Raw genomic sequence first — 24,309 nt, 5'->3', positions numbered from 1 at the left:
AACCTCAGTGCCCCGCCAGGGCAATCGGCGCCGGATGGGCCAAGCCGCCGCGGCACTTGAGTACCCGCACTTGCGCGGGCCTGGCCTCCACCGCCAGGCGCAGCGCGGCCGGTGATGAGTTGATCGCCTCGCCCAGAGAGCGCCAGGCAAATGCCAGGGTCTGCCCGGTTTCCGCCGCCACCTGCAAGCGCCGCAGTGCCCGGTCATCGGCCTTGCGCGGCCAGCACAGCACCGCGCCGCAACTGCCGGAGCGCAGGCATTGCTCCACGGCCCACAGCGCGTCGCGCTCCTCGGCCTGGATGACCGAAAGCAGGCGCAGGTCCACCCCGGCGTTCTGCCAGGCATGGGGATACGGCGTGTAGGGCGGCGCCACCAGCACAATGCGTTCACCGGCCTGTGATAAACGTGCCAGCGTCGGCAGCACCAGTTGCAACTCGCCTACACCCTCCTTCGCCACAAGGATTTCACTTAAGGCCGACTCCGGCCAGCCGCCCGTAGGCAGCACCGCGTCCAGCGCCTTGAGCCCCGTGGGATGCGCACTGGCGGTTGGCGCGGCGGGCCGACCTTTCCACACGCGGCCGCCATTGAACAGCGTGTCCAACGCAACAACGGCGCCCATCAGCCTTGCCTCACCAGGCCGCAGAACACCCCTTCGATGGCCAGGTCCTGGTCGGGACCTACCACAATGGGTTGATACGCCGGATTGCGTGGCAGCAGGCGCACACTGTCGCCAGTGCGCTCAAACCGTTTGATGGTCACTTCACCGTCCAGGCGCGCCACCACAATCTGCCCGTTCAAGGCCTCGGCACTGCGCCGCACGCCCACCAGGTCACCGTCGAGGATGCCGTCTTCGATCATTGAGTCGCCCTGCACCCGCAACAGGTAATCGGGGGTTTTCGCGAAGGTGGCGGGGTCCAGTTGCAAGCGGCTGTGCACTTCGGCATCAGCCCCGATAGGCGTGCCCGCAGCCACGCGGCCGAGTACCGGCACATCCAGCCATTGCGGACGCACCGGCTGGTTAAGCAGGCGAATGCCTCGGGCCTGGTTAGGGTTGACCTCGATAAACCCGGCTTCGGTCAACGCCAGCACATGCTTGCGCGCCACGCTGCGCGAGGCAAAACCGAACGCCTCGGCGATCTCGGCGAGGCTGGGAGACTGGCCTTGCTGCGCGATACGGTCGCGGATAAAGGTCAGGATGGCGGTACGTCGGGGGGTTAGAGTCGTCATGGAGTACATTTGTACTCCTGTGGGAAATTTCTGACAATAGCCGCCAGTCGAACGGGGGAGTCTAAAGGTCCTACGCGCAACGAGTGACCCAAGGGACAGATTTACTGACTGATCAGATATGACCCCCCCTCACCCCCACGCCACCACCAACAACCCCACCCCCAACACCAGGCACAACGGCGAATAAAAATACGTATCCAGCCTGGCAAACCGCGATCCACCCACTTTCTTGAAAAAACCCACCAACTCCGAATCCCCAATCGCCCTGGCAAACATCACCAGCGCAATTGCACTGATCCCCCACTGCAATGCGCCATGGGACACCGCCGAAAAATACAACCCGGCCCGTAGGCACACCAGCAAGGCAATCGCGACCAACCCCAATGCGACCAAAAAGGTACCCAATGCCGAAGGCTTGAACGCCGGCCGTGGCCCACTGGCAAACTCACCAGGCAATTGAGGAATGGCAGCCTGGAAGCCCAGTTTGCCGCCCGCCGCCCAGTACAAATGCACCATGCTGATGCAGGTAAACACCCCGACGATCCATCGCGCAATGACAAAGCTCATGGCTGGCGCTCCCTGAAAATGTGCGAATGAGGATAGTCGCCCAGCGTTTTTTTGCAGGCATTTCGTCGGCGGCTGGTGGTAAAGTGCCGCCCCATGAAATTCGCCCGTGCCGATCATTCGCTCATTGCCTGGATGCTTTATTGCTGCGTCCTGTTCAATGTGTTCGCCTGCAGTATTGGCCATGGGCAGATGGTGGGGATGCAGCTCAATGGCATCGGCGGCTAGTTCTGTACGGTGGACCCGCGCACGCAAGCGCCCACGCCCACCAACTCCAGCGATGAGAGCCTGCCGACGCTGTCCAAGGCGTTTGGTTGCCCGCTGTGTTCCACCGGGGGCATGGGCCCAGCGCTGAATTCCAGCCTGGATGTAGCGGTATTGCCCCAACCCCACGCGCCACCGCCGGCGATCATCGTCACCGCTGACATCCCTACCCGCTTCACCTGGCCCACGGCCCATCCACGCGCGCCGCCTGCTGTCGCCTGATCCCTTCGCTTTCTGATCTGCACTGACCACCGTTCCCCATGGGAATACGCGCGGCTGTGCGTTGCTTTCAAGCCAAGTTTTTCAGGATTCAACCATGAAACATTTACCCCTGTTGGCGGGCCTGTTCGGCTGCCTGCCTGTCTGTGTGTGGGCTATCGAGTTGGCCCCAACTACCATTGATGGCGAGCAAACCACCGAGCCCGGCCTGGCCCTTGACCAATCCAGCGGTGTGGCCTCACGGCTGGGATTGAGCGTGCGGGAAACCCCGGCGTCGGTCGCCATCGCCAACCGCAACGATATCGAGCGCCATGGTGCCAAGACCTTTCGCGATGCCGCCAACACCTTGCCCGGCGTCAATGCCAGTGCGCCGCCGGGGTTTGGCGGGTTTGTGTCGTATCGTGGATTCACCAGCAGCCAGATCACCCAGATGTTCAACGGCATCAACGTCGCCACCGGCCTGGCGCGGCCGGTGGATGCGTGGATCTATGACCGGGTGGAACTGGTGGGCGGCCCCTCCTCCCTGATCAACGGCGCCGGCTCCGTCGGCGGCTCGCTCAACTACGTGACCAAGCTCGCCACCCGCGAGGAACAGGCCGCCGAAGGCCAACTCAGCTACGGCAGCTACGACACCGCCGGCATGGCCTTGGGTGTCAATCACGCCCTCACCGAGCCCGGCGCCGCAGTGCAACACTACGCACGCCTGGATGTGAGCCGCAATACCAACCACAGCTACATCGACCGCGATCAGCGCGAGGCATGGAGCCTGGCGTTTTCCTTGCTCAGCGACCTCACCCCCAACCTGTCCCATACCCTGGCGCTGGAATACCAGGATGAACACGAAGACAGCCCCTACTGGGGCACGCCAGTGCTCAACCCCAAGGCCGGTGTGTTGAAGATCGACAAGCACAACCGCTTCAACAACTACAACGTTGCCGATGGCCGCTACGAACAGCGCACACTCTGGGCGCGCTCGATCATCGACTACCGCATCAATGACAACACCACCTTGAAAAATACCCTCTACCACCTGGACAGCCAGCGCGACTACCGCAACCTGGAAACCTACCAGTACAACGCCGACAACAGCGCCGTGAACCGCTCCACTGCCTACCAGGTACGCCATCAAGGCGAGCAAAACGGCAACCAGTTCGAACTGCGCCATGACGACAGTCTTTTTGGGCTGTCGACCACCTGGTCTGGCGGCTTCGAGTACAAGGTCAACAGCACCACCAACAGCCCGCTGAACGTGGCGGGCAACAGTAGCGTTGACCCGGATAATTACGACCCAGGCCACTTTTATGGCATCCCGGGTACCAGGCCGGGCTTCGTCAAAGACAAGACCAACGAAGTGACGACCAAGTCAGTGTTTGTAGAGAACCGCTTGGGCCTCACCGACACACTGTCGCTGCTCACCGGCCTGCGTTACGACGCCATCGACCTGGATGTCACCAACCACCGTACGGTCACCGCCACCAACCCGCGCCACTTCAAGCGCAGTTGGGAGCCGGTGACCGGCCGCGCGGGCCTGACCTACCAGTTCATCCCATCGGCCAATGTGTACGTGCAATACAGCACCGCCGCCGAACAACCGAGCACCACCACACAGGTGTTCGATGTCTCCACCGGCAAACAATGGGAAGTAGGCAGCAAGTTCGATTACCTGGACGGCCGTGGTTCCGCCACCGTGGCGGCCTACAAAATCGAGCGCAAGGACTTTGCGGTCACCGACCCGCAGGACCCGACCAGTAGCATTCCGGTGGGCGCGCAATCATCCAAGGGCATTGAACTGGCCAGCTCCTTGCGCATCACGCCGAGGCTGTTGGCCGAAGGCAACTTCGCCTGGGTGGATGCCGAATACGATGACTTCAACGAGAAAACTGCCAGCGGTGCAGTGGTTTCGCGCAAGGGCAACACACCGACCAACGTGCCCAAGCGGGTGGGCAACCTGTGGCTGACGTATGACATCACCGAGGACTGGCAGGGTGGCGTGGATGCGCGGTATGTGGCCCAGGTGTATGCAGACAACGCCAACACCCTGACGGTGCCCGCCTACACGTTGTTCGGAACGTTCCTGCGTTACAAGGTGGATGCGCATACCTCGGTGACCGGACGGGTGCGCAACTTGACCAATGAGGTGTATGCCGAGTTTGCCCATGTGTCGCCGGCTTACTACCTGGGCTCGCCGAGAACCTTTGAGTTGGCGGTAAACACCCGGTTCTAACCTGAAATACAATTAAAAATGTGGGAGCGGGCTTGCTCGCGAATGCGGTGGTTCAGTCGACTAATCCAGTGCCTGACACACCGCGTTCGCGAGCAAGCCCGCTCCCACACTTTTTAACTGCACTCTGCTGGGAGATTGAGTTACTTCAGGCTTGCCTCAACCTTCTGCGCCACATCCCCCGGCAACCATGCCTTCCACACCTCTGGATGTTCCTTGAGGAACGCCTGGGCCACTTCACGAGGCGCCGTGTGGTTCTCGCTCATGGTTGCCAGGGCTTTGTTCAGCGGTTCGATGGGGAACTCAACCTTTTCAAAGAACTGGGCAATTTGCGGGTGCGCCTTCTGGAACGGCGTAGACACCCCAATGCTTAATTTGGAGGCCAATGACCGCGTAGGTTTGGGATCGGGATTATCCGCATCCGTGAGGGTCTTCCACGCCGCGGCATCAAACGGTGGTTCTTCCAACTGGATCAGCTTGTAGCGGCCCATCAACGGCGTTGGCGACCAGTAGTAGAACAGCACCGGCTTGCCCCGACGGATCGAGGAAGCAATCTCGGCATCCAGCGCGGCACCCGAGCCACTGCGGAAGTTCACGTAGCTGTCATCCAGGCCATAGGCCTTGAGCTTCTGTTTGTTGACCACTTCCGAGGTCCAGCCGATAGGGCTGTTGAGAAAGCGCCCCTTGCCGGGGGATTCCGGGTCCTTGAACACGTCCTTGTAACGTGCCAGGTCCGTCACGCTCTTAAGGTCCGGTGCCAGAGGCTTGAGGCCTTTGGCAGGGTCGCCCTTGACCACGTATTCCGGCACCCACCAACCTTCGGTAGCGCCCTTGACCGTATCCCCAAGACCCACCACCTTGCCTTCGGCTTCGGCCTTGACCCACACCGGACTGCGGCCAGCCCACTCTTCGCCGATCACCTGGATGTCGTTCTTGGCCAGGGCGGTTTCCAGGGTGATGGTAGTGCCGGGCAAGGTGTCGGTGGGCAAGTCATAGCCCTTCTCGACAATCACCCGCAGCACTTCGGTGATCAGGCTGCCACTTTCCCAGTTCAGGTCGGCAAAATGTACCGGTGTTTCGGCGGCCGAAACGGGCAGCGTAGCCACCGACAGGCTCAAGGTGGCCAGGGATGCGGCCAACAGTGTTCTAAATCCTTTCATGCCTTAGCACCTCGCGATATCGCAGCCAATGGCGAACGGCTTTGCTGCGGATGCGCGAAGCCTCTGAATAGTTAAGTCAACTCAACTGTAGTAGAGGTTCCGGGAGTTACAGCGTTACTCGCTGGCCTTGAACGTTACCAACTCACCCTTGCGCCACTTGGCGGCCTTGCCGGTCACGGCTTTGAGGGTCTTGGTCAGGCCTTCTTGCAGTTGCTCATTGGCGGCAAACACCAGCATCACGCTGTGGCCTTCCTTGAATACGATGCCCTGGCCTTCGGCCGATGAAACGAAGGCGTAGTCGCCCAGGCCATACACCGTCAACTTGATGTCACGGAACTTCAATTCAAACTTGCCGCCTTCGCGGCTGGGCAATACTGCCGCACGAAAATGGTCACCCACTTTGAGTTCCAGACGCTGTTTGTCATCGACCACCAGCGCCGTTTCAGTGTCGATTTCGGCAATGTAGATGCCTTCCGGCGTCTGCTCGGTGATGTAAACAAAACGGGATTGAAACTGTTTGACCAACTTTGCGCGCAAATCACCCAGCACGAACAACGCGTGCATATCCAGATTACTGACTGCCAAGGAAACGCCCCCACATCGAAAAGAGCGCTGTCCGCCAGAGCGGGCAGCACAAAAAAACGGCCTTTACGGCACGATCACACAACACACTCATTGAAAAAAACTGAAGACGATCCGCTGCAACGCCATAAGACTAGTACAGACGTACGCGATGGGCCTTGTGCAAGGTCATCAGGCACAACAGGAGATCACAGGTTCAAGGACCCGAGAACACGGGCCGACCAACTTCAGAGAATAACCCATTTAAAAGCGCAGTTTTCCGACATCGAACACAAAACCACATACTTGAGCAGGGAACCGGGCGTCGGCGGCTGACAACAATACTAAAACAGCAGTACAGGTCAAAACCACCTAAAACATAGCCTTTGAGTCAACCAGATCGATCGACAGGAGCAGGCCATGCAACGACCATCCGACCACGCCATGCCTTTGCGCACTCGCTCATCATGCCAAGACGAGGCCCAATACTACCGCTTGCGCGGCTACGACGGGTACTTGGATTCGATTCTTTACCAAGTTGTACCTGCTGGACGAAACTTCTTCCATATCCGTGAAGTACTCAGTGGTCGGGTCAAAGGCTTTCGCAGCGATCATATCCAGGCCTGCGAGCTGGCGAAAAAACTCGAAGCCAGCCTGCACGCCCGTCATGGCGGGATCGTTTCGTCACCCGGATGACTTTACTGCGCCGTAGCCTCCCAACAACTGCCATACTGGCCCGTCCACTGAAGTTTGTGCCCTGCGGGCCAGGTTTCTCCAGTGCAGTTATCTCCAAGGGAAGGCTCTACGTGACGGAATTTGATATCGGCGAATTTTTCATCCATGGCGACGTGAGGGAAGTAGAAGGTGAGTTTCAAGCGGTGATCGTGATGCGGGCCAAGCCACCGCTGAAAACCGTCACAACCCACCAGGTGGAGAAAGATCGCTGGTTCAAAACCGCCGACGCCGCTGCCATCGCTGGCAAAGACGCCGCCAAGGCGCTGAAAACCGCTGTAGACGGCGGAGCGCTCAATTCCTGATCCAATAGAACTCTGGGGCGTGCGCACCCTCCCATGCATAACCCCCCTTCTGCATGGAGAACGATATGGACGCCCCAATCCCCACACTTGAAACCCTATTTGAACAACTGGGCCTGGACTCAACCCCCGAGGCCATCGACGCCTTTATCGTCGCCCACCCCTTGCCCGAAGACGTAAAACTGATTGATGCCCCCTTCTGGTCGCCTCAACAAGCCCAGTTCCTCAAGGAAGAACTTCGCGAGGATGCCGACTGGGCTATTGCGGTGGACGAACTGAACCAGCGCCTGCATCAACCGCACTGACCCTCAGCGCGCGCTCTTTGCGCCTTCTGGCTTATAGCCCAGGCGCAAACCGCCCCAATGCCGCCCCCTGACCATAATCGGCACCGACAAATCGTGCATCAGCTCTCCGGTATCGCGGGTGTAGGTTTGCAGCAGCACGGCTTGCTGATGGCTACCGCAACGTATACCCGTGCGATCTTCAAACTTGCGCTTGGTGCGGTTCTGCACCGCGTCCACCTGTTCATCGCCGGTCAGGGCCTGGGAAAACGCTTTGTTGTGCGTGGGCACATAGCCTTGAGGCGTGCAGGCGATGGCAAACACCAACCCTTCATGACGCGGCAGCAGCGCTTCCTGGATCGTCGGTAAAACCTGGTCTGTGTAGCCATCAAAGCGCGTGTGGTACTTGCTCGGGCGGGTATTGGGGATAGGGGTGTAGCTGCGGTCGAACAGGTCATCCAGGCTGATGCGGTTTTGCTGCACGTCGGCTTCGAACTGCGCGGCAATTCGGCCTGCACCTTCGCGGGCCAGGTCGTAGATACGCTGGTGATAGTCATCCAGCCCGACTTCGGCCAGGCGCTCGCTGATGGTCTCGGCCTGCCCTTCCATCTGCACGGCGGCGTCGGCCAGTTGGCGGGTTTGCTGGTCACTCACGGTCAGGTCGCTGCGCATTTGTTCCACGGCATGGAACAGGCTATCGAGCTGGATGCGGTTGGTGTCGGTGCCCTGGGCGATTTCATTGACTTGGCCTTCCACATCCGCCGCCAGGCTGGCGATGCTGTGCAGTTGCTCGCCCGCGTGCTCCACCTGCTCTACACCGGTGTGCAAATCTGCCGAAAGCTGGCGGATCTGCTCCACCACTTGGGCGGTGCGCTGCTGGATGTCCGCCACCATCACCCCGACTTCATCCGTGGCCGTGGCCGTGCGACCGGCCAGGCCGCGCACTTCATCGGCCACCACGGCAAAGCCGCGACCGTGCTCACCGGCCCGCGCCGCTTCAATCGCCGCGTTAAGGGCCAGCAGGTTGGTCTGGCTGGCGATGGACTGGATCACCAGGGTGACCCGTTGGATTTCTTCACTGCGCTGGCTCAGGGCTTCAATGAGTTCCCGACTGGCATTCGCACGTTGGCTGAGCTGGTGCATGCGGGTGATCGACTGGGCCAGCACTTCGCGGCCCTCGGTGCTGCGCTGATGGGCCTGGCTGGCGGCGCCCAAGGCTTCACGGCTGAGTTGAGAGGTGATCTTTTCGGTGCCAATCATCACTTCGGCACTGCTGACAATCTGCTTGGCCGCACTCAATTGCGACTGCAAGCGCGCCGCCAATTGCTTGACCGAATAGGCCACGCCCGCAGCAGAGAGTGCGTTATGGCTAGTGGTATAGGACAGGTCGCGGGTCAGCTCGCCCATGGCATCGCCCGCCTCGGAAGGCGCAACAACCGGTGTCGGGTTTTTCAGGCGGGGCAGCCAGATCACCAGCAAGGCCAGCGGCAGGCAAAGATAAAGCGGCAGGCTGGCAAGTGCCAGGCCCAGCAGTACCAGCACCAAGGCAGTGCTCTGCAACAGAGGCGTCAACCAGCCGGGCAGCCTGCGCACCACCGTTTGCGGTGGCACTGTTGCGCCCATCAGAGATCCGTCTCCAGCCATCGTCGTTACCCCACTGCTTGTCATTATTGTCGCTGCATTAAACGCCACTATCGGGCCATTATCCATGGGCCTTTAGTGGGGTAGCTTGCAGCAGATCAATAGACGGGGGTGTAACCGGTATTTCCCTGGGAAACCGCATAGGCGGTTCCCCAGCTTCACCGCATCAGGCTTGGCGCTGGTGCTTGTCGATCTGCTCGTGGCGCTCTTGCGCTTCGATGCAGTACTTGGTGGTAGGGCTGATCAGCAGGCGCTTGAGGCCGATAGGCTCGCCACTGTCATCGCACCAGCCAAAGGAATCTTCCTTGATGCGTTCCAGTGCACGCTCAAGCTGCGGCAGCATGCGCTGGTCGCGGTCGATGGCGTTGACCAGCCAGGTACGCTCTTCTTCCACGGAAGCGGCGTCGGCCGGGTCGGCCGGGGTATCCAGGCTTTCAATGGCGATACGGTTCTGTTCAATGCGCTCGTGGTGTTCCACTTTCATGTCTTGCAGCATCTGCTCAAAAAAAGCGTGCTGTTCGGCATTCATGTAGTCATCCGCCGGCATGGCCAGCAACTTTTCCTTTGTCATTGATTTCTCTATAAAAAATACGTGCATTAAGGCGAATAAGGGAGCGTTCCGGCCGACCTCTGCAGGTCTCGGAAAGGCGCCATCCATTCCAAGCGCCACCCGGCACTCAATTTACGAGGGGCGGCAGTCTAAGGCCGACTTGAGGGCGCAGCAACTGAAAAGACAGGCAATTTTTCCGAGATAACCCCCAAAAGCACCAGGACGGGCTCGGCGAACGGTTATCGGAGTGCGTTTATAGCAAGAAATTCAGTGTTGTGGAGCTATATAGAAGACAAACGGCTTTTCCTGAGGGGTATTTATCAATTGTGGGAGGGGTCTTGCCCCCGATCGCGGTGGGTCAGCCCTATATAAGCCGGCTGACACTCCGCCATCGGGGGCAAGCCCCCTCCCACATTCGGTTCTACTCCAACCATTGAACGCTATTAGCGTTTGAGCTTGCGCTTGTTGCGGTATTGGTCAATCACCACCGCCACCACGATGATCAAGCCCTTGATGATGTCTTGGATGTAGGCATCCACTCCGACAAAGGTAAACCCGCTGGCCATCACGCCAAGGATCAGCGCGCCGATCACCGTGCCAGTGATACGCCCTACCCCACCTGCCAGGCTGGTGCCGCCGATTACCGCTGCGGCAATCGCATCCAGTTCATAGGACATGCCCATCCCCGCCTGGCCAGTAGCGGCGCGTGCCGAGGCCACCACACCGGCCAAACCTGCGAGCAAACCGGCGATGCTGTACACGATGATCAGGTGACGCTTGACGTTGATGCCCGACGTGCGCGCCGCCTGCATGTTGCCGCCGATGGCGTAGGTGTACTTGCCGTATTTGGTGTAGCGCAGCGCGATATGGAAGATCACCGCCACCACCAGGAAGATGATCACCGGCATCGCACCATGGCCGATGGCCGTGTACGAATCCGAGAGCATGCTCACCGGCTGGCCTTCGGTGTAATAACGCGCCAGGCCACGGGCCGAAACCATCATGCCCAGGGTCGCAATGAACGGCGGGATACCGGTGACGGCAATAATGCTGCCGTTGATCGCCCCCGCCAGCAGCCCTACGCCGAGCCCCATCGCCACCGGAATCCACACTGGCAAGTCGGTCAGGCTGGGGAACACGGCCCGTGAAAAGTCAGATGTCTGCGCCAAACTGGCAGCGATCATCGCCGAAAGAGCCAGCACCGAACCCGAGGACAAATCGATACCCGTAGTGATGATCACCTGGGTCACACCAATGGCCAGCAGGCCAATGATCGACACCTGCAGGATCATCAACACCAATCGCTGCGAGTTCATCAAGAAACTCTGGTCACGCACGATCCAGCCAAATAGCTCGAACACCAGGCCAATGCCGATCAGTACCAGGAAGATGCTCAGCTCGGTCGGCATGCGCCGACGGCTTTTGGTCGGCGCCACGGCCGGTTTGTTATCCGTTATTGCGTTCATAACCCATCACCTTTTTTATTCTGTACGTCAGTGAACTGCCGTCATACCGGACGCCAACTGCATGACTTTTTCCTGAGTCGCCTCATCGCGGTCCAGGGTGCCCATCAATTCGCCCTCGTGCATCACCATCACCCGGTCGCTCATGCCCAACACTTCGGGCAGCTCCGAGGAGATCATGATCACCGCCATGCCTTCGCTGGCGAGGAAGGAGATCAAGCGATAAATTTCGGCCTTGGCGCCCACGTCGATGCCCCGGGTGGGCTCGTCGAGGATCAGTAGCCGTGGGTTGGTCATCAGCCAGCGCGCCAACAGGGCTTTTTGCTGGTTGCCGCCGGACAAGGTGTCGATGCACTGCTCAAGGGACGGGGTTTTCACCCGCAGTTTCTTGCACATGTCTTCGCACAAGGCGCGCAAGGCTTTCTGCTGGATAAAACCGTTGCCGGTGTAGTGCGGCAGCACGGCCATTTCCATGTTTTCCAACACTGACAGGCAGGGGAACAGGCCACTGAGCTTGCGGTCTTCGGTCAACAGCGCAAAGCCTTTCTCGATGGCCATGTGTGGGTCAGTGATGCGCACCGCTTTGCCGTCGAGGCTGATCTGGCCGCTGCTGCTGGGGGTGATGCCAAAAATGGTTTCGGCCACGTTGGTACGCCCCGAGCCCATCAGCCCGGCGATGCCGAGGATTTCACCGGCATGCAGGTCGAAGGACACGTCCTTGAACACGCCGTCCAGGGTCAGGTCGCGCACCGATAGCAGCAGGTCACCGATAGGCGTCTCGCGCACCGGGAACAACTGGCTGAGCTCACGGCCGACCATCATCGAGATCAAGCTGTCGCTGTTCATGCTGTCGGCGCGTTGCAGGCCAATGTAGTGGCCGTCGCGGAACACCGCCACTTCATCGGCGATGGCGAACACTTCATTCATTTTGTGCGTGATATAGACGATGCCTTTGCCCTGGGATTTGAGGTCGGCAATGATCGAAAACAGGTGGGCCACTTCTTTATCGGTGATGGCCGAGGTCGGCTCATCCATGATCAGGATGTCGGAATCGTAAGAGACGGCCTTGGCAATCTCGACCATCTGCCGCTCGGCGATGCTCAGGTTGCCCACATGCTCCTCGGGGTCGAGGTTGATGCGCAGGCGCGCCAGCAGCTCGGCGGTGCAACGATGCATCTCGCGGTGGTTGACCATGTGCAGGCCGTTGAGCTGCTCACGGCCGATCCAGATGTTCTCGGCGATGCTCATGTGGGGCATCAGGTTCAGCTCCTGGTGGATCATCGCGATCCCGGCCTTCTGGGCCGCCAAGGGCGTTTCGAACACAATCGGTTTGCCACGCAGGCGAATTTCCCCAGCGTCGGGCTGGTAGATGCCGGCGATAATCTTCATCAACGTCGACTTGCCCGCACCGTTCTCGCCCATCAGCGCCAGCACCGTGCCGGGGCGTACCCGCAGTTGCACATCGGCCAGGGCCACGACACCGGGGAAGCCTTTGCTGATATTGCTGATTTCCAACAGGTAGGGTTCTTCCAGTTCAACAGGCTGGATACCGGGAGGCTGCGAGGTAGCGGCTTGAGCGAGCATAGGGAGGTACTCCATCTGCAGGGCGGCCGAAGCTGCCCTGCTGGCTTATTGTTGTTATGTAAGGCTATTTGAAGTCTTTGACGTTTTCAGGCGTGATCAGCTTGAACGGGATGACGATGTTCTGTTCGATCGTCTGCTTCTTCGCCAACTGGCGTGCCGCATCCACCGAACCGACCGCCTGGCCCTTGGCGTCCTGGAACACCGACACCGTCATGTCGCCTTTGGAAATGGCGTTCAGGCCGTCCGTGGTGCCGTCGACACCCGCGATCAACACGCTGCCGGGCTTGGTCCCCGCCGACTTGAGGGCCATGGCCGCGCCAATCGCCATTTCATCGTTGTTGGAGAGCACCGCGTTGAACTCACGCCCTTGGGTCAGCCAGTCGTTGACCAGGGTCATGCCCTTGTCGCGCAGCCAGATACCGGTTTGTTCCTGCACGATCTTGATGTCCGGGTACTGGGTCAGGACTTCCTTGATGCCTTTGGTGCGGTTGGTGGTGGAGTTGTTTGCCAGGTCACCCAGCAGGATCACGATGCTGCCCTTGCCACCGAGTTTTTCGGCGATGTACTGCATTTGCAGGCGGCCGGCCTCTTCGTCATCGGAGGTCACGGCGGCCACACCTTTTGGCAAATCTTTCTGGTCTGGGCGGCGGTTGACATAGACCAGCGGGATGCCCGCCTCAGTCGCCGCCTTGCTGATGCGCGCCGTGGAGGCGGTGTCCACTGGGTTGACGATGATTGCATCAACACCCTGGCCGATAAAATTCTCAACCTGGCTCAGTTGTTTCACGACATCAGCGCGTGCGTCTTCAAATTGCAGCTTCACGCCATCGCCCTTGGGAAAGGTCTTCACGTGCTCGACCATGCCTTCACGCACGCCGGTCAGGTAGTTGTCATCGAACGAGGACATGCTCACGCCGACTTTCATGTCGGCAGCCAAGGCAGCACCGCTGGCCAACAGCATGGACAAGGCCAGCGCGGTAAAACGGATCGGGGTCTTCATGAACGGTCTGTCTCCACTTTCTTGTTGGTTTTGTTAGACGTTGCGTTGATCAGAGCGGGTCTTGCGAAGTCGCCAGTCGAACGATGGGTGCGCCGGGAATGCAGCAGACCAGCGCGCCTTTGTTTTCGACGCACAGCACATTGAGGAAGGAGAAGTAGAACGGCCGAGCGCGGGGCAGAGCGCGAGGCGTTGAGGCAAGGCGGAAAAGGTGCAGTACAGCGTTGAAGATTTTCATCTGACGGTACCTGGTTGTTTTTGATCTTGTTTTTGTTTGAGTCGTGCGGGTCGAGCCCGAACGTACTTATTGCAACCTGGAAAAGACTTTATTGGAAAATAATTTCCATATCAACTTCTTTTAGAATTTTATTCTATTTTTATTGAAACCACCTGCTGGCGCTCGGCGCTCAGGCGTGCGGCGTCCAATATACGGGTGGTTTCCAGCGCGTCATAGGCGTCGACCGGCAACGCGCCCTGCCCTTGCACCGCACTTTGCAGCTGGCGATAGAACTGGGTCCAGCAGCCCTTCTCTGACGGCACCCGCTCGCGCTCCGGGCCTTGTTCGAACCAGCCCCAGCGTCGATGCTCTTCGGCGCCCCAATGCTCGCCTTCGGTTTTTGGCGACTTGCCCGCCATCAGCGCTTCTTCCTGGCCATCCAGGCCGTCGACGGTGTAGCACCCAGAGGTGCCGCTCACGCGAAAACGCGGTGCCTGGCTGTTTTGCAGGGCGTTGCCCCACAGGTGGGAGATCACGCCGTTGGCGTGGGTCAGGGAAACAAAGAAGCCGTGGTCGAGGGTTGGATGTTCGGGACTGAACTGCAATTGCGCGAACACCCGATCCACCGGACCAAACAGTTGCAACGCCTGGTCCACCAGATGGCTGCCCAAGTCCCGCAGCCAACCGCCACCGCTGGCATTGCCGACGGCGTCTGGTGTGTAGCGTTCTACGCGGGACTCAAACCGGGTGATGGTGCCCAGGGCGCCGGCATCGATGAGTTTGCGCAGGGTCAGGTAGTCCGAGTCCCAACGACGGTTCTGGTAGACGCTGAGCAGCACCTCGTGACGTTCTGCGGCGGTGATCAGTGCCTGGGCCTGTTCGGCGTTGGCGGCGAAGGGTTTGTCGCTGACCACCGCGACACCGTGTTCGATGGCTTCCAACACCAGGGCCGGGCGGCCTTTGAGGGTGGTGGAGATGACCAGGGCATCGACACCGGCCTCGACGAGCTGGCCGATGGAGTCGAAGGCTTTTACGCCGGGATGGTCGGTGTTCAGTTGCTTACGGCGTTCTGGGTATCGTGTAACGACGCCAACGAACGTGGCGCCAGGCAGTGTTGCAATCAGCGGCGCATGAAAAAAGCGCCCTCCGTGGCCGTAGCCGACTAATCCGATTCGCATGATTTCACTCCTGTTAGAAGTGGAAACCCAATCTAAGTGTGGGAGCGGGCTTGCTCGCGAATACGGTGTGTCAGTCAATGACTTTGTAGCTGACACACCGTATTCGCGAGCAAGCCCGCTCCCACACTGACCGAATTTCAACTTAAGGTTGTGGGTCAGCCGTAAAAGCGCGGGCGATCCGGCAAGCTGACTTTCACAATCTGCTCACTGCCCTGCGCTTCAATACATGCATCCGCCGCAACGGCCGCCGCAAACCCATCCCACGCCGACGGCCCACCCACTTGCCCGGCGCGCACGCTGTCGATAAACGCCTGCAACTCCACGTCGTAGGCACCGATAAAGCGGTCCTTCCAGTCCATCAAAATCGCATTCGACAACTTCGCGCCGCTGCGCAACTGCACCTGGGACGGCTCCGGCAGCTTGGCAATACCGGTCTCCCCTACCACTTCGCACTGGATGTCATAGCCGTACTGGCAGTTCACAAACACTTCCACATCGATGCGCGTGCCCTTGGCAGTTTCCAGCAGCACGATCTGCGGGTCGCGCAGGTGGGCCAGGGCCTTGCTGGATTTGCGTGGGAACACCACTTGCACCGACACATAGTCGTCGTTGAGTAACCAGCGCAGTACATCCAACTCGTGGATCAGGGTGTCGGTGATCGCCATGTCAGTCTTGTAGTTCTCGCCCACCGTGGGGTTACGGTGCGCGCAGTGCAGCATCAATGGCTCGCCGATCTGACCGCTGTCGATCACGGCCTTGAGTGCGCGATAGCCTTCGTCGTAGGGGCGCATAAAGCCCACTTGCACCAGGCGCTTGCCGTAGGCCACTTCGGCATCGACGATTTTGCGGCAGCCCTCGGCGGTGACGGCCAGGGGTTTTTCGCAGAACACCGGTTTGCCGGCGGCGATGGCGGCGAGTACGAACTCTTCGTGGCTCGGGCCCCAGGAGGTCACCAGCACCGCCTCGACCTGTGGCGAGTTGATCAGCGCATGGCCGTCGGCATACACCTCGGCGTCCAGCTTCAAATCGGCGACGACCTTGGCGGCTTGCTCAAGGTTGATGTCGGTTACCGCGACTACCTGGCTGTTAAGCAGCGTCTGGCTGCAACGACGGATATGGTCGCGGCCAATGGCGCCTGTACCGATGACTCCAAGCTTCAACGACATACAAAAACCCCTCTTGTTATTAGTACTGCCGAGCTTTCGCCAGCTGTTCATTGAGTTTTTTTGCAGCAGCATTCGTACGCTCACTGGTGGATACCTGCGCCACGCCCACCCGCCACCACGACAGGTAACCGTGGATCATGGTCTTAGGCAGCACCTTGATATCGATCAGCGTTGAAACTGTTTGGCTGCGCGCATCGGCCAGCGCCGCTTCGAGTTGCTCCACGGTGCTGACCTTGTAGGTCTTGCAGCCGTAGGCCGCCGCGCTCATGGCGAAGTCCACTGGCACCAGGCCGCCGTCGAGCTTGCCGCTCTCGGGGTTGCGATAGCGGAACTCGGTGCCGAAGCTGTCCATGCCATTGCCGATCTGCAGGTTGTTGATGCAACCGAAGGCCATGTTGTCCAGCAGCACCACGTTGATCTTGCGGCGTTCCTGGATCGAGGTGGCCAGCTCCGAATGCAGCATCATGTAGGAGCCATCGCCGACCAGCGCGTACACCTCTTTGCTCGGCTCGGCGAGTTTCACGCCAAGGGCGGCGTTGATCTCGTAGCCCATGCACGAATAGCCATATTCGACGTGGTAGGTGTTGACGCCCTTGCTGCGCCAAGCGCGCTGCAAATCGCCGGGCAAGCTGCCGGCGGCGGCGACGATGATCGCGTCGTCGGCCAGGGTGTCGTTGAGCACGCCAAGCACACGGCTCTGGGTCAGGCAGGAGCCGGTCAGCTCGATGAATTCGCGCAGCACGCTGCGGTCCAGGTGGTCGTCGACCTCGGGCACGAACCCATCACCCGAATATTCGACCTGATGCACGCGGTCCACTTCAGCCTCCAGTTGCGCCTTGGCGTCCTGGACCTGCCCGCCCCAGCCGGAGCGGTAATCGCCCAAGGCATCGGCCAGCGCATCGAGGGCGACCTGGGCATCGGCCAACACTTGCACCGCGTCGAGTTTCAACACGTCGGCAGGGCTGATATTGAGGTTGAGAAACTTCACGTCCGGGTGCTTGAACAGCGACTTGGACGAGGTGGTGAAGTCGGTGTAACGGGTGCCGATGCCGATGATCAAGTCAGCCTCTGGCGCCAGCAGGTTGGCCGCCAGGCAACCGGTTTCACCGATCCCGCCCAGGTTCAGCGGATGGCTGGACACCACTGCGCTTTTGCCCGCCTGGGTTTCCGCGAAGGGAATGTCAAAACGTTCGGCAAACGCCTGCAGTGCGGCATTTGCGCCGGAGTATTTCACCCCGCCACCGCAAATGATCAGCGGCTTGCGCTTGCCCCGGAACGCGGCCAGTGCATCGCCGATCATCGCGGCGGTAGCCGGGCGACGGTCGATACGGTGCACGCGTTTTTGCAGGAAGTAATCCGGGTAATCCCAGGCTTCGGCCTGCACATCCTGCGGCAATGCCAAGGTGACAGCGCCGGTTTCCGCAGGGTCGGTCAGCACGCGCATGGCGTGGATCGCAGCGGTCATCAATTGCTCGGGGCGGTTGATGCGGTCCCAGTACTTGCTCACCGAACGGAAGGCATCATTGGTGCTGATGCTCAGATCGTGGAACTGCTCGATCTGTTGCAGTACCGGGTCCGGCTGGCGGCTGGCGTAGACATCGCCGGGCAACAGCAACAGCGGGATACGGTTGGCGGTGGCCGTGGCAGCGGCGGTCAGCATGTTGGCGGCGCCAGGGCCGACCGACGCGGTGCACGCGTAGATCTTGCGGCGCAGGTGTTGCTTGGCAAAACCGATGGCAGCGTGGGCCATGCCCTGCTCGTTACGGCCCTGGTGCACCACCAAATCACCGGCATCTTGCTCCAGCGCTTGGCCCAGGCCCAGCACATTGCCGTGGCCAAAAATGGTGAACACGCCGGCGACAAACTTGCTCTGCACGCCATCGACTTCGATGTATTGGTTATCCAGGAACTTCACCAGGGCCTGGGCCATGGTCAGTCGGGTGGTAGTCATGTCGCGCCCCTTAAAGGTCCAGTAGCCAGCTGTGCTGCGGGTCGTTGTGGAAATGCCAGGCGCGCTTGGGGCCGGCCATCACGTTCAAATAATAGGACTCGTAGCCATACGGCACGCTGACCGGGTGATAGCCCTTGGGCACCACCACCAGGTCGCTGTTTTCCACGGCCATGGCCTGGTCGATGCTGCGGTCATCGGTGTAGACGCGCTGGAACACAAAGCCCTGGGGCGGGTTGATCTGGTGGTAATAGGTTTCTTCCAGGAAGCTTTGGTGCGGCAAGTCGTCGGTGTCGTGCTTGTGCGGCGGGTAGCTTGACGAATGCCCGGACGGCGTGCGCACTTCCACCACCAGCAGCGAATGGGCCGGCGAGGTGTCCGGCAGGATGTCGCACACGTAGCGGGTGTTGGCGCCCTTGCCACGCACGCTGCGCTTGCAGTCTTGCGGGCGGATCAGACGCGGTTCGTAGCCTTCGGTGCCAGGGGCGGCGCACACGGCGATCTGCACATCGCTCAAGGCGGTGACCTGGGCCGTGGTGCCGGGCGGCAGGTAGGCAGCGAAAGGTGACTTGTCTTCGAACACCGACTGGCGATCCCCCAGGTTCTGCCAGTTGAAGCCCTCGCCTTCGATATTCACCCGGCCGCTGAGCAGCACCAGGCACAGTTCTTTATCGCCTGCGTTGACCGGCAGGGTTTCCCCCAGGCTCAGGCGGTAGGCTTTGAAGCCTACGTATTCCAGGCGCCCTTCTTCCAGGGCCACCATGGTTTGCCCACGTTTGTTGCTCTTGACCAGCAGGCTCATGCTTTTGTCCTCTCGGTAAGCAGCGCGCGCAGGGTGTCGTAGCCCTTTTTCGCATACACGTAGCTGGGCGCCACGGCCGGGTCCTGCTCGGCTTCCACCACCAGCCAGCCTTGGTATTTCGCGGCCAGCAGCACGTCCAGCAGTTCGGCGAAGTCGATATCACCGTCGCCGGGCACGGTGAAGGTGCCGTTGACGATGCAGTCGGGGAAGCTCCACATCTGGTTGCGCGCCAGTTGCACCACCGGCTTGCGCACGTCCTTGAAGTGCACATGGCAGACGCGATCAATGTGTTTGTTCAGTACGTGCAGCGGATCGCCGCCGCCCATGTAGCAGTGGCCCGAATCGAACAGCAGGCCGACTTCCGGCCCGGTGCGTTGCATCAGTTGGTCGATGTCTTCCGGGGATTCGACATAGGCGCCCATATGGTGGTGGTAGGCCAGGCGTACGCCTTGGGACAGGGTGAAACGCGCCAGCTCAGTGAGCTTGTCGGCGTAATCCTGCCAGGCTTGTTCGCTGTGGAAACGCGGGCGTTCGATCAGGCGGATGCGCGAACCCTGGATGGAGTCGGCGACTTCGCCGTACACCAGCACCGTGGCGCCGTTCTGTTTGAGCAGCTCGACGTGGCCGGCGATGGCCTCGATTTCTTCGGCCACCGAACGTTGCGCCAGGCGGCTTGAATACCAGCCGGACACCAGCGCCAGGTCATAGGGGCGCAGTACATCGCAGACGCCCTTGGCGTCCTTGGGAAACTTGCCGTTGAGTTCGAAACCTTCGTAGCCGATTTCCTTGCCTTCGGCGAGGGCGGTGCTCAAGGGTGTTTCCCCCCCCAAGGCCGGCAGGTCGTCGTTGCTCCAGGAAATCGGGTTGATGCCAATTCGGATTGCGGGCATGGCTGCACCTTTTGTTTTTATCTAACTTAAGCCGGGTGAAATTTGCTTTATGTGGGAGCGGGCTTGCTCGCGAATGCGGTGTGTCAGATAAAGATGCTGTGACTGATACGCCGCATTCGCGAGCAAGCCCGCTCCCACATTTGATTGCATTCCACATTTAGAACTGTATTTATGCGCGGGCACTGCGCCAGGCATTGATCAACTGTTCGAACGTCGCCTGAACCCGCTGAATCAAGGTCTCATCATCAATCTCACCCGCCAGCCACGCACGGCTCGGTTCCTGGAAGATCGTGCGGCCCACGGCAAAGCCGCGGCAGGTCGTACTCTGGCTGGCTTGCTGGAAACCATCGGCGAGAAACTCCGCCGAGGCGTTCAGGCCCAGCAGGACCACGCCACGGCAGTACGGGTCGCGTTCCTGAATCAGCTCATCAAGCTTCTTCCAGTCTTGGGCCGACTGCGCTTCGATCTTCCACCACGCCGGGTAGATGCCGAGGTTGTACAGGCGCTTGAGGCTGCGATACAGCACGTCCGGGTAAGTGGACGGGTGCTCCTTGGGCGGGATGACTTCCAGCAGCAGCTCATGGCCGCTGACCACAGAGGCGTCGTACACCGCCTTGAGCTGGGCTTCCTGCTCAAGACGCAGCAGCGGTTCATCGTCCGGGTGGTATTGCACCAGGCACTTGATGATCTGCTCTTGCGGCCAGGCAATCAGGTTGCTGCCAAGGGAGCGCCCGTGTTCAAACGCCAATGGTCGCGAGTTTTGCACTTCCACCGGGCGGGCGATCCACCAGCCGCGACCGCTGGCAGCGTTGAGGGCGTCCTGGCCAAAGCGCTGGTCGGCCAGCAGGCCGACATCGGCGGCAACGCCTTGCTCGGCGAGTTTTTTCTCGACCCGTTCGATGGCCTGGATAAACAGCTGCTTGGCCGCGCTGATGCGCGTGGTGTCCTGGCCGCCGCGCTGGGCCAGGTCCACCAGTTGCCAGCGGTGATCGAAGGCAAAGATGAACAACTGCTTCCACTGCTTGCGCGGCACCGACACGCGGTGCAGGCGTTGCAGGGTCACGTCCTGGTCCGGCCGGGTGATCGGCACCGGGCTGTTGAACAGGTATTCCAACTCAGCCGGGGTCGGCATGGCCGGCGCGCAGGCGTGGCGCGAGACGACGAGACCGCCGCAGGCATTGGCCAATTGGCTGCAACGTTCGTCGCTGGCGTCATTGATCCAGCCGCTCAGGAACCCCGACATAAAGGCATCGCCCGCGCCCAGTACGTTGAGCACTTCCACCCGTACGCCAGGGTAGATCGCACCGTCTTCCAGGCGCGCGGGGATGGCGCCGTGGATCACCGTGCAACCCTGTGGGCCGAGCTTGACCACCAGGGTGGCTGGCGTCAGTTCGCGTACGTTGCGCAGGGCGGTGAGCAAATCTTCACTGCCACCGGCGATCAGGAATTCTTCTTCGGTGCCGACGATCAGGTCGAAGCGCGGCAGGATCTTCTGCACATGGGCGCTGACGTTCTGGTCGGCCACAAAACGGGTCTCCCCATCCGCCTTGCCCGCCAGGCCCCACAGCACCGGGCGGTAGTCGATATCCAGCACGCGTTTTACGTTGTGCTTGGCCGCGTAGTCCAGGGCCTGGATGCTGGCCTTGTACACGCTGTCGGTGGAGAAATGGGTGCCGGTGATCAGCAAGGCTTTGCTGGAGGCGATAAAGGCTTCATTGATGTCTTCGGCGCGCAAGGCCATGTCGGCGCAGTTTTCGCGGTAGAACACCAGAGGGAAGGTTTCGCGGTCCTTGAGGCCCAGCAGCACCAGGGCAGTGAGGCGTTCCGGGTCAACCTTGATGCCGCTGACATCGCAACCTTCGCGGGCCAGGGATTCCACCAGGAAGCGACCCATGTGGTCGTCCCCTACCCGGCTCAACATCGCCGACTTGAGCCCAAGCCGTGCAGTGCCGAAAGCTATATTGGCGGAGGAACCGCCGAGGTATTTGGCGAAGCTGGACACGTCCTCAAGCCGCGCACCGACTTGCTGCGCATAGAGGTCGACGCCCAGGCGCCCGAGGCAAATCAGATCCAATTGACGCCCACTGGCAAAACGAGTCTGGCCCATGCTGGCTCCTGTTATTTTTATCAGCCTGCGTTGTACCGCCGTGGTGACGGCACACGCTCTTGGTGGGTGCAGACTAGAACGTCCGGCGGCGGCAATCAATATTTATTCCATAATTATTTTTAGTGGAATATTTTTTCCAATACGTCAGCATAGGGGCACGCCAGCCGCCGTGCATCGTTTCAGCAGGCCACGCAGGCCGTGATGCCGGGGTATTTTTTTGCGCCTACCCTGTAGACTTGCGCCACCCATCAGCGCAACAGAACAACACGCCAGAAGGATTGCCCATGTCCAGCACCGATCCCGAGACCACCCTGGAAGACCCCGTCGCCAGCCCTCCGGTCAATGCCGAACGCCTGTTGCAGCTGATCACCGACGAATATGAAAGCCTGCCACGCCAACTCAAACGCATTGCCAGCTACATGAGCCAGCAGAGCGACCGCATCATGGTCGACCGCATCAGCGACATCGCCCGCGAGTGCGAAGTGCACCCGTCGGCCATCGTGCGGTTCTCCCAGCGTTTTGGCTTCAGCGGGTTCAGTGAAATGCAGGCGCTGTTTCGCGAGGCCTACACCCACAAGACCACGCCAGTGCAGAACTACCAGCAACGTATCCGCAGCATGATCGCCAACAAATCGCAGAAGGCCAGCGGCGGCGACCTGGCGCGCGAATGCGTGAACGCCACCCTGTCCGGTATCGAGCGTCTGGGGTTGGAATTAGACGATGTGGCCTTCGACAAAGCCGTCGACCTGGTGGTGAATGCCGACAATATCTACGTGGTCGGCGTGCGCCGCTCCTTTGCGGTAGCGGACTATCTGGTCTACAACCTGCAGCACACCAACAAGCGCATCCACCTCATCTCGGGCCTGGGCGGCAGCTACCGCGAACAGATGCGCAGCGTGCGCGCCAATGACCTGGTGATCGCCATCAGCTTCACGCCCTACGGCAAAGAAACTCAGCATTGCTTGCGCATTGCCCAGCATCACCAGGCCAAGACGTTGATCATCACCGACAGCAACCTGTCGCCCCTGGCCAAGCGGGCGAATGCGGTGTTGTTGGTGAATGAGGGGTCGTCGTTTGCCTTCCGTTCGTTGAGCGCCACGTTGTGTTTGTGCCAGGCGTTGTTTATTGCGGTGGCGTATCGCTTGGAATTGAAGGTGGATGAGATTCATGAGCAGGTGGGTTTCGACGATTAATCTGTATGCCGACTGCGTCGGAGTGGGCTCATGAGCTGAACCCACTACCGCCATTTTCACGACGCGGCGGGCTCTGGCGCCCACCCGATCTAAGTGATATTAAACGCCATCTCCATCACGTAGTCCGCTGGTGAGTTGCCGGTCATTTTAACGTCTTTCGATTCCCCTACCGCCTGGCCGGTTTCGGGCCGACTGAAAAACTCCAATGTTCCAGCAATGGCCTCCCCAATCAAACTTTGATTAAACCGCAGGTAGGTGACGGCCACATCAGTATTACCTGCCAGATCAAACTTATTGCCTACAGCGCCATCTACTATCGTAACAACCACCAAGTTCTGGATAGGGGGAAATTCATCGTACCAATACGCGCGTAACAACCAGTAGGCTTCTAGCCCAATTATGGGATTGGCTGGTACAAATATCCTCTGCACTTCAGTGGCGGAAAAATCAGCCACTGGACTTGGCCCACCGGACATCTTCCCATGTAGGGTGCCTACGCCGTTCCGCCCAGCGACTGCCGCTTGGCGGTCGGTACCAGGAGTAATGAAACCTGTCAGATCAACCTGCCCGTTTTCGAAGTGGACCTGTTCACTGTTGAACTGCGCCTGACAATTGAAAGCCCCCCACAGCCGTTCTTTATCGTCCAAGGATACCGAGAACTTTCCGCTTTTTATCAAATAGGGTTTGTACGCAGCCCCTTCAAGAACGCCATATTGCGCAAAAATTTTAGATGAGTCTGAAAAATCCAGGACCGTGGAACTATCCGCTGGAATATCGCCAAAAGAAAACGCTAGAAAATGCTCAGTCATGAGGCCTAGATCGACGGTCTGCGACACTAAAACATGAATCTGACCATTATTACGGTACATCTGGATACGGTGGGCGTCCGACGCAAACTTATACAATGGCGGATCATACTGCCCATTAAACACATCCGAACCGACAACACCAACTGTTTGTCCTGCCTCTTGGTTATTTGAAGTATTCATCACTGCCTCCATTAATTTAGGCCTATTTATTAAACATCTAGGGTGCCTCCATA

General features: G+C 59.8%; 23 protein-coding genes and 1 pseudogene. 6 read left to right on the top strand and 18 right to left on the bottom strand.

Annotated elements, in window-relative coordinates; all coding sequences use genetic code 11:
* Positions 1–4: 4 nt before the first annotated feature.
* From imuA to ACLD1Y_RS06955, 3 genes are all read right to left on the bottom strand, one after another.
* Positions 5–619, bottom strand: coding sequence for a translesion DNA synthesis-associated protein ImuA (imuA, locus tag ACLD1Y_RS06965; RefSeq protein ID WP_429476651.1), 615 nt, complete (start codon positions 617–619; stop codon positions 5–7).
* Positions 619–1,236 (bottom strand): transcriptional repressor LexA, encoded by a 618-nt coding sequence (gene lexA, locus ACLD1Y_RS06960; protein WP_429476649.1) that lies wholly within the window; start codon positions 1,234–1,236, stop codon positions 619–621. The genes imuA and lexA overlap by 1 nt, the downstream gene beginning before the upstream one ends.
* Before the next feature lie 120 nt (positions 1,237–1,356).
* Positions 1,357–1,794, bottom strand: coding sequence for a DUF3995 domain-containing protein (locus ACLD1Y_RS06955; RefSeq protein ID WP_429476647.1), 438 nt, complete (start codon positions 1,792–1,794; stop codon positions 1,357–1,359).
* Positions 1,795–1,887: 93 nt separating this feature from the next.
* Here ACLD1Y_RS06955 and ACLD1Y_RS06950 point away from each other — a divergent pair.
* Positions 1,888–2,277 (top strand): annotated as a pseudogene (locus ACLD1Y_RS06950) (DUF2946 domain-containing protein).
* A 94-nt stretch (positions 2,278–2,371) separates the two neighbouring features.
* Positions 2,372–4,498 (top strand): TonB-dependent receptor, encoded by a 2,127-nt coding sequence (locus ACLD1Y_RS06945; protein WP_429476646.1) that lies wholly within the window; start codon positions 2,372–2,374, stop codon positions 4,496–4,498.
* A gap of 140 nt (positions 4,499–4,638) precedes the next feature.
* Here ACLD1Y_RS06945 and ACLD1Y_RS06940 read toward each other — a convergent pair whose 3' ends face one another.
* Both ACLD1Y_RS06940 and ACLD1Y_RS06935 read right to left on the bottom strand, forming a co-directional pair.
* A complete protein-coding gene (locus ACLD1Y_RS06940; RefSeq protein WP_429476644.1) occupies positions 4,639–5,655 on the bottom strand; it encodes an ABC transporter substrate-binding protein in 1,017 nt (338 codons plus the stop codon).
* A 114-nt stretch (positions 5,656–5,769) separates the two neighbouring features.
* Complete coding sequence (locus tag ACLD1Y_RS06935; protein ID WP_429477067.1) at positions 5,770–6,219, bottom strand: hypothetical protein; 450 nt, start codon at positions 6,217–6,219, stop codon at positions 5,770–5,772.
* 417 nt (positions 6,220–6,636) lie between these two features.
* On the opposite strand from ACLD1Y_RS06935, the gene ACLD1Y_RS06930 reads away from it, so the two are divergent.
* The 3 genes from ACLD1Y_RS06930 (at position 6,637) to ACLD1Y_RS06920 (ending at position 7,555) form a co-directional block, all read left to right on the top strand.
* Positions 6,637–6,912 (top strand): hypothetical protein, encoded by a 276-nt coding sequence (locus ACLD1Y_RS06930; RefSeq protein ID WP_429476642.1) that lies wholly within the window; start codon positions 6,637–6,639, stop codon positions 6,910–6,912.
* A 110-nt stretch (positions 6,913–7,022) separates the two neighbouring features.
* Complete coding sequence (locus ACLD1Y_RS06925) at positions 7,023–7,253, top strand: hypothetical protein (RefSeq protein WP_429476640.1); 231 nt, start codon at positions 7,023–7,025, stop codon at positions 7,251–7,253.
* Between the two features lie 65 nt (positions 7,254–7,318).
* A complete protein-coding gene (locus tag ACLD1Y_RS06920; protein WP_135288323.1) occupies positions 7,319–7,555 on the top strand; it encodes a DUF2789 domain-containing protein in 237 nt (78 codons plus the stop codon).
* Positions 7,556–7,558: 3 nt separating this feature from the next.
* Here ACLD1Y_RS06920 and ACLD1Y_RS06915 read toward each other — a convergent pair whose 3' ends face one another.
* From ACLD1Y_RS06915 to ACLD1Y_RS06860, 12 genes are all read right to left on the bottom strand, one after another.
* Positions 7,559–8,791, bottom strand: a complete 1,233-nt coding sequence (locus ACLD1Y_RS06915; RefSeq protein WP_429477065.1) for a methyl-accepting chemotaxis protein — start codon at positions 8,789–8,791, stop codon at positions 7,559–7,561.
* Between the two features lie 547 nt (positions 8,792–9,338).
* Positions 9,339–9,743 (bottom strand): TraR/DksA family transcriptional regulator, encoded by a 405-nt coding sequence (locus ACLD1Y_RS06910; protein WP_135288325.1) that lies wholly within the window; start codon positions 9,741–9,743, stop codon positions 9,339–9,341.
* Between the two features lie 422 nt (positions 9,744–10,165).
* Positions 10,166–11,188 (bottom strand): ABC transporter permease, encoded by a 1,023-nt coding sequence (locus ACLD1Y_RS06905; protein ID WP_135288327.1) that lies wholly within the window; start codon positions 11,186–11,188, stop codon positions 10,166–10,168.
* Positions 11,189–11,215: 27 nt separating this feature from the next.
* Positions 11,216–12,769, bottom strand: a complete 1,554-nt coding sequence (locus ACLD1Y_RS06900; protein ID WP_429476638.1) for a sugar ABC transporter ATP-binding protein — start codon at positions 12,767–12,769, stop codon at positions 11,216–11,218.
* 64 nt (positions 12,770–12,833) lie between these two features.
* Complete coding sequence (locus ACLD1Y_RS06895; protein ID WP_429476636.1) at positions 12,834–13,769, bottom strand: sugar ABC transporter substrate-binding protein; 936 nt, start codon at positions 13,767–13,769, stop codon at positions 12,834–12,836.
* Between the two features lie 49 nt (positions 13,770–13,818).
* Positions 13,819–14,004 carry a hypothetical protein gene (locus tag ACLD1Y_RS06890; protein WP_429476634.1) on the bottom strand — a complete coding sequence of 62 codons (186 nt, stop codon included), beginning with the start codon at positions 14,002–14,004 and terminating at the stop codon, positions 13,819–13,821.
* A gap of 128 nt (positions 14,005–14,132) precedes the next feature.
* Complete coding sequence (locus tag ACLD1Y_RS06885) at positions 14,133–15,161, bottom strand: Gfo/Idh/MocA family protein (protein ID WP_429476632.1); 1,029 nt, start codon at positions 15,159–15,161, stop codon at positions 14,133–14,135.
* A gap of 155 nt (positions 15,162–15,316) precedes the next feature.
* Positions 15,317–16,327, bottom strand: a complete 1,011-nt coding sequence (locus ACLD1Y_RS06880; protein WP_071490057.1) for a Gfo/Idh/MocA family protein — start codon at positions 16,325–16,327, stop codon at positions 15,317–15,319.
* Positions 16,328–16,346: 19 nt separating this feature from the next.
* Positions 16,347–18,278, bottom strand: a complete 1,932-nt coding sequence (iolD, locus tag ACLD1Y_RS06875; RefSeq protein WP_429476630.1) for a 3D-(3,5/4)-trihydroxycyclohexane-1,2-dione acylhydrolase (decyclizing) — start codon at positions 18,276–18,278, stop codon at positions 16,347–16,349.
* A 10-nt stretch (positions 18,279–18,288) separates the two neighbouring features.
* Positions 18,289–19,077, bottom strand: a complete 789-nt coding sequence (gene iolB, locus ACLD1Y_RS06870) for a 5-deoxy-glucuronate isomerase (protein ID WP_429476628.1) — start codon at positions 19,075–19,077, stop codon at positions 18,289–18,291.
* Entirely contained in the window at positions 19,074–19,967 is an 894-nt protein-coding gene (gene iolE, locus ACLD1Y_RS06865) for a myo-inosose-2 dehydratase (protein ID WP_429476626.1), read from the bottom strand. The genes iolB and iolE overlap by 4 nt, the downstream gene beginning before the upstream one ends.
* 169 nt (positions 19,968–20,136) lie before the next feature.
* A complete protein-coding gene (locus ACLD1Y_RS06860) occupies positions 20,137–22,074 on the bottom strand; it encodes a bifunctional 5-dehydro-2-deoxygluconokinase/5-dehydro-2-deoxyphosphogluconate aldolase (protein ID WP_429476624.1) in 1,938 nt (645 codons plus the stop codon).
* Positions 22,075–22,358: 284 nt separating this feature from the next.
* Here ACLD1Y_RS06860 and ACLD1Y_RS06855 point away from each other — a divergent pair, with 284 nt between their 5' ends.
* Positions 22,359–23,267: a MurR/RpiR family transcriptional regulator gene (locus tag ACLD1Y_RS06855; protein WP_429476622.1), complete on the top strand. Its 909-nt coding sequence runs from the start codon at positions 22,359–22,361 to the stop codon at positions 23,265–23,267.
* An 89-nt stretch (positions 23,268–23,356) separates the two neighbouring features.
* Here the strand turns inward: ACLD1Y_RS06855 and ACLD1Y_RS06850 are convergent, their stop codons facing one another.
* Positions 23,357–24,256: a hypothetical protein gene (locus tag ACLD1Y_RS06850; RefSeq protein WP_429476621.1), complete on the bottom strand. Its 900-nt coding sequence runs from the start codon at positions 24,254–24,256 to the stop codon at positions 23,357–23,359.
* Positions 24,257–24,309: the final 53 nt, after the last annotated feature.

Source organism: Pseudomonas sp. 18175 (assembly GCF_050432925.1).
In the GTDB taxonomy this organism is placed as follows: domain Bacteria; phylum Pseudomonadota; class Gammaproteobacteria; order Pseudomonadales; family Pseudomonadaceae; genus Aquipseudomonas.
The sequence above is the reverse complement of the archived record's forward strand: the minus strand, read 5'-3'. Positions and strand labels throughout refer to the sequence as shown.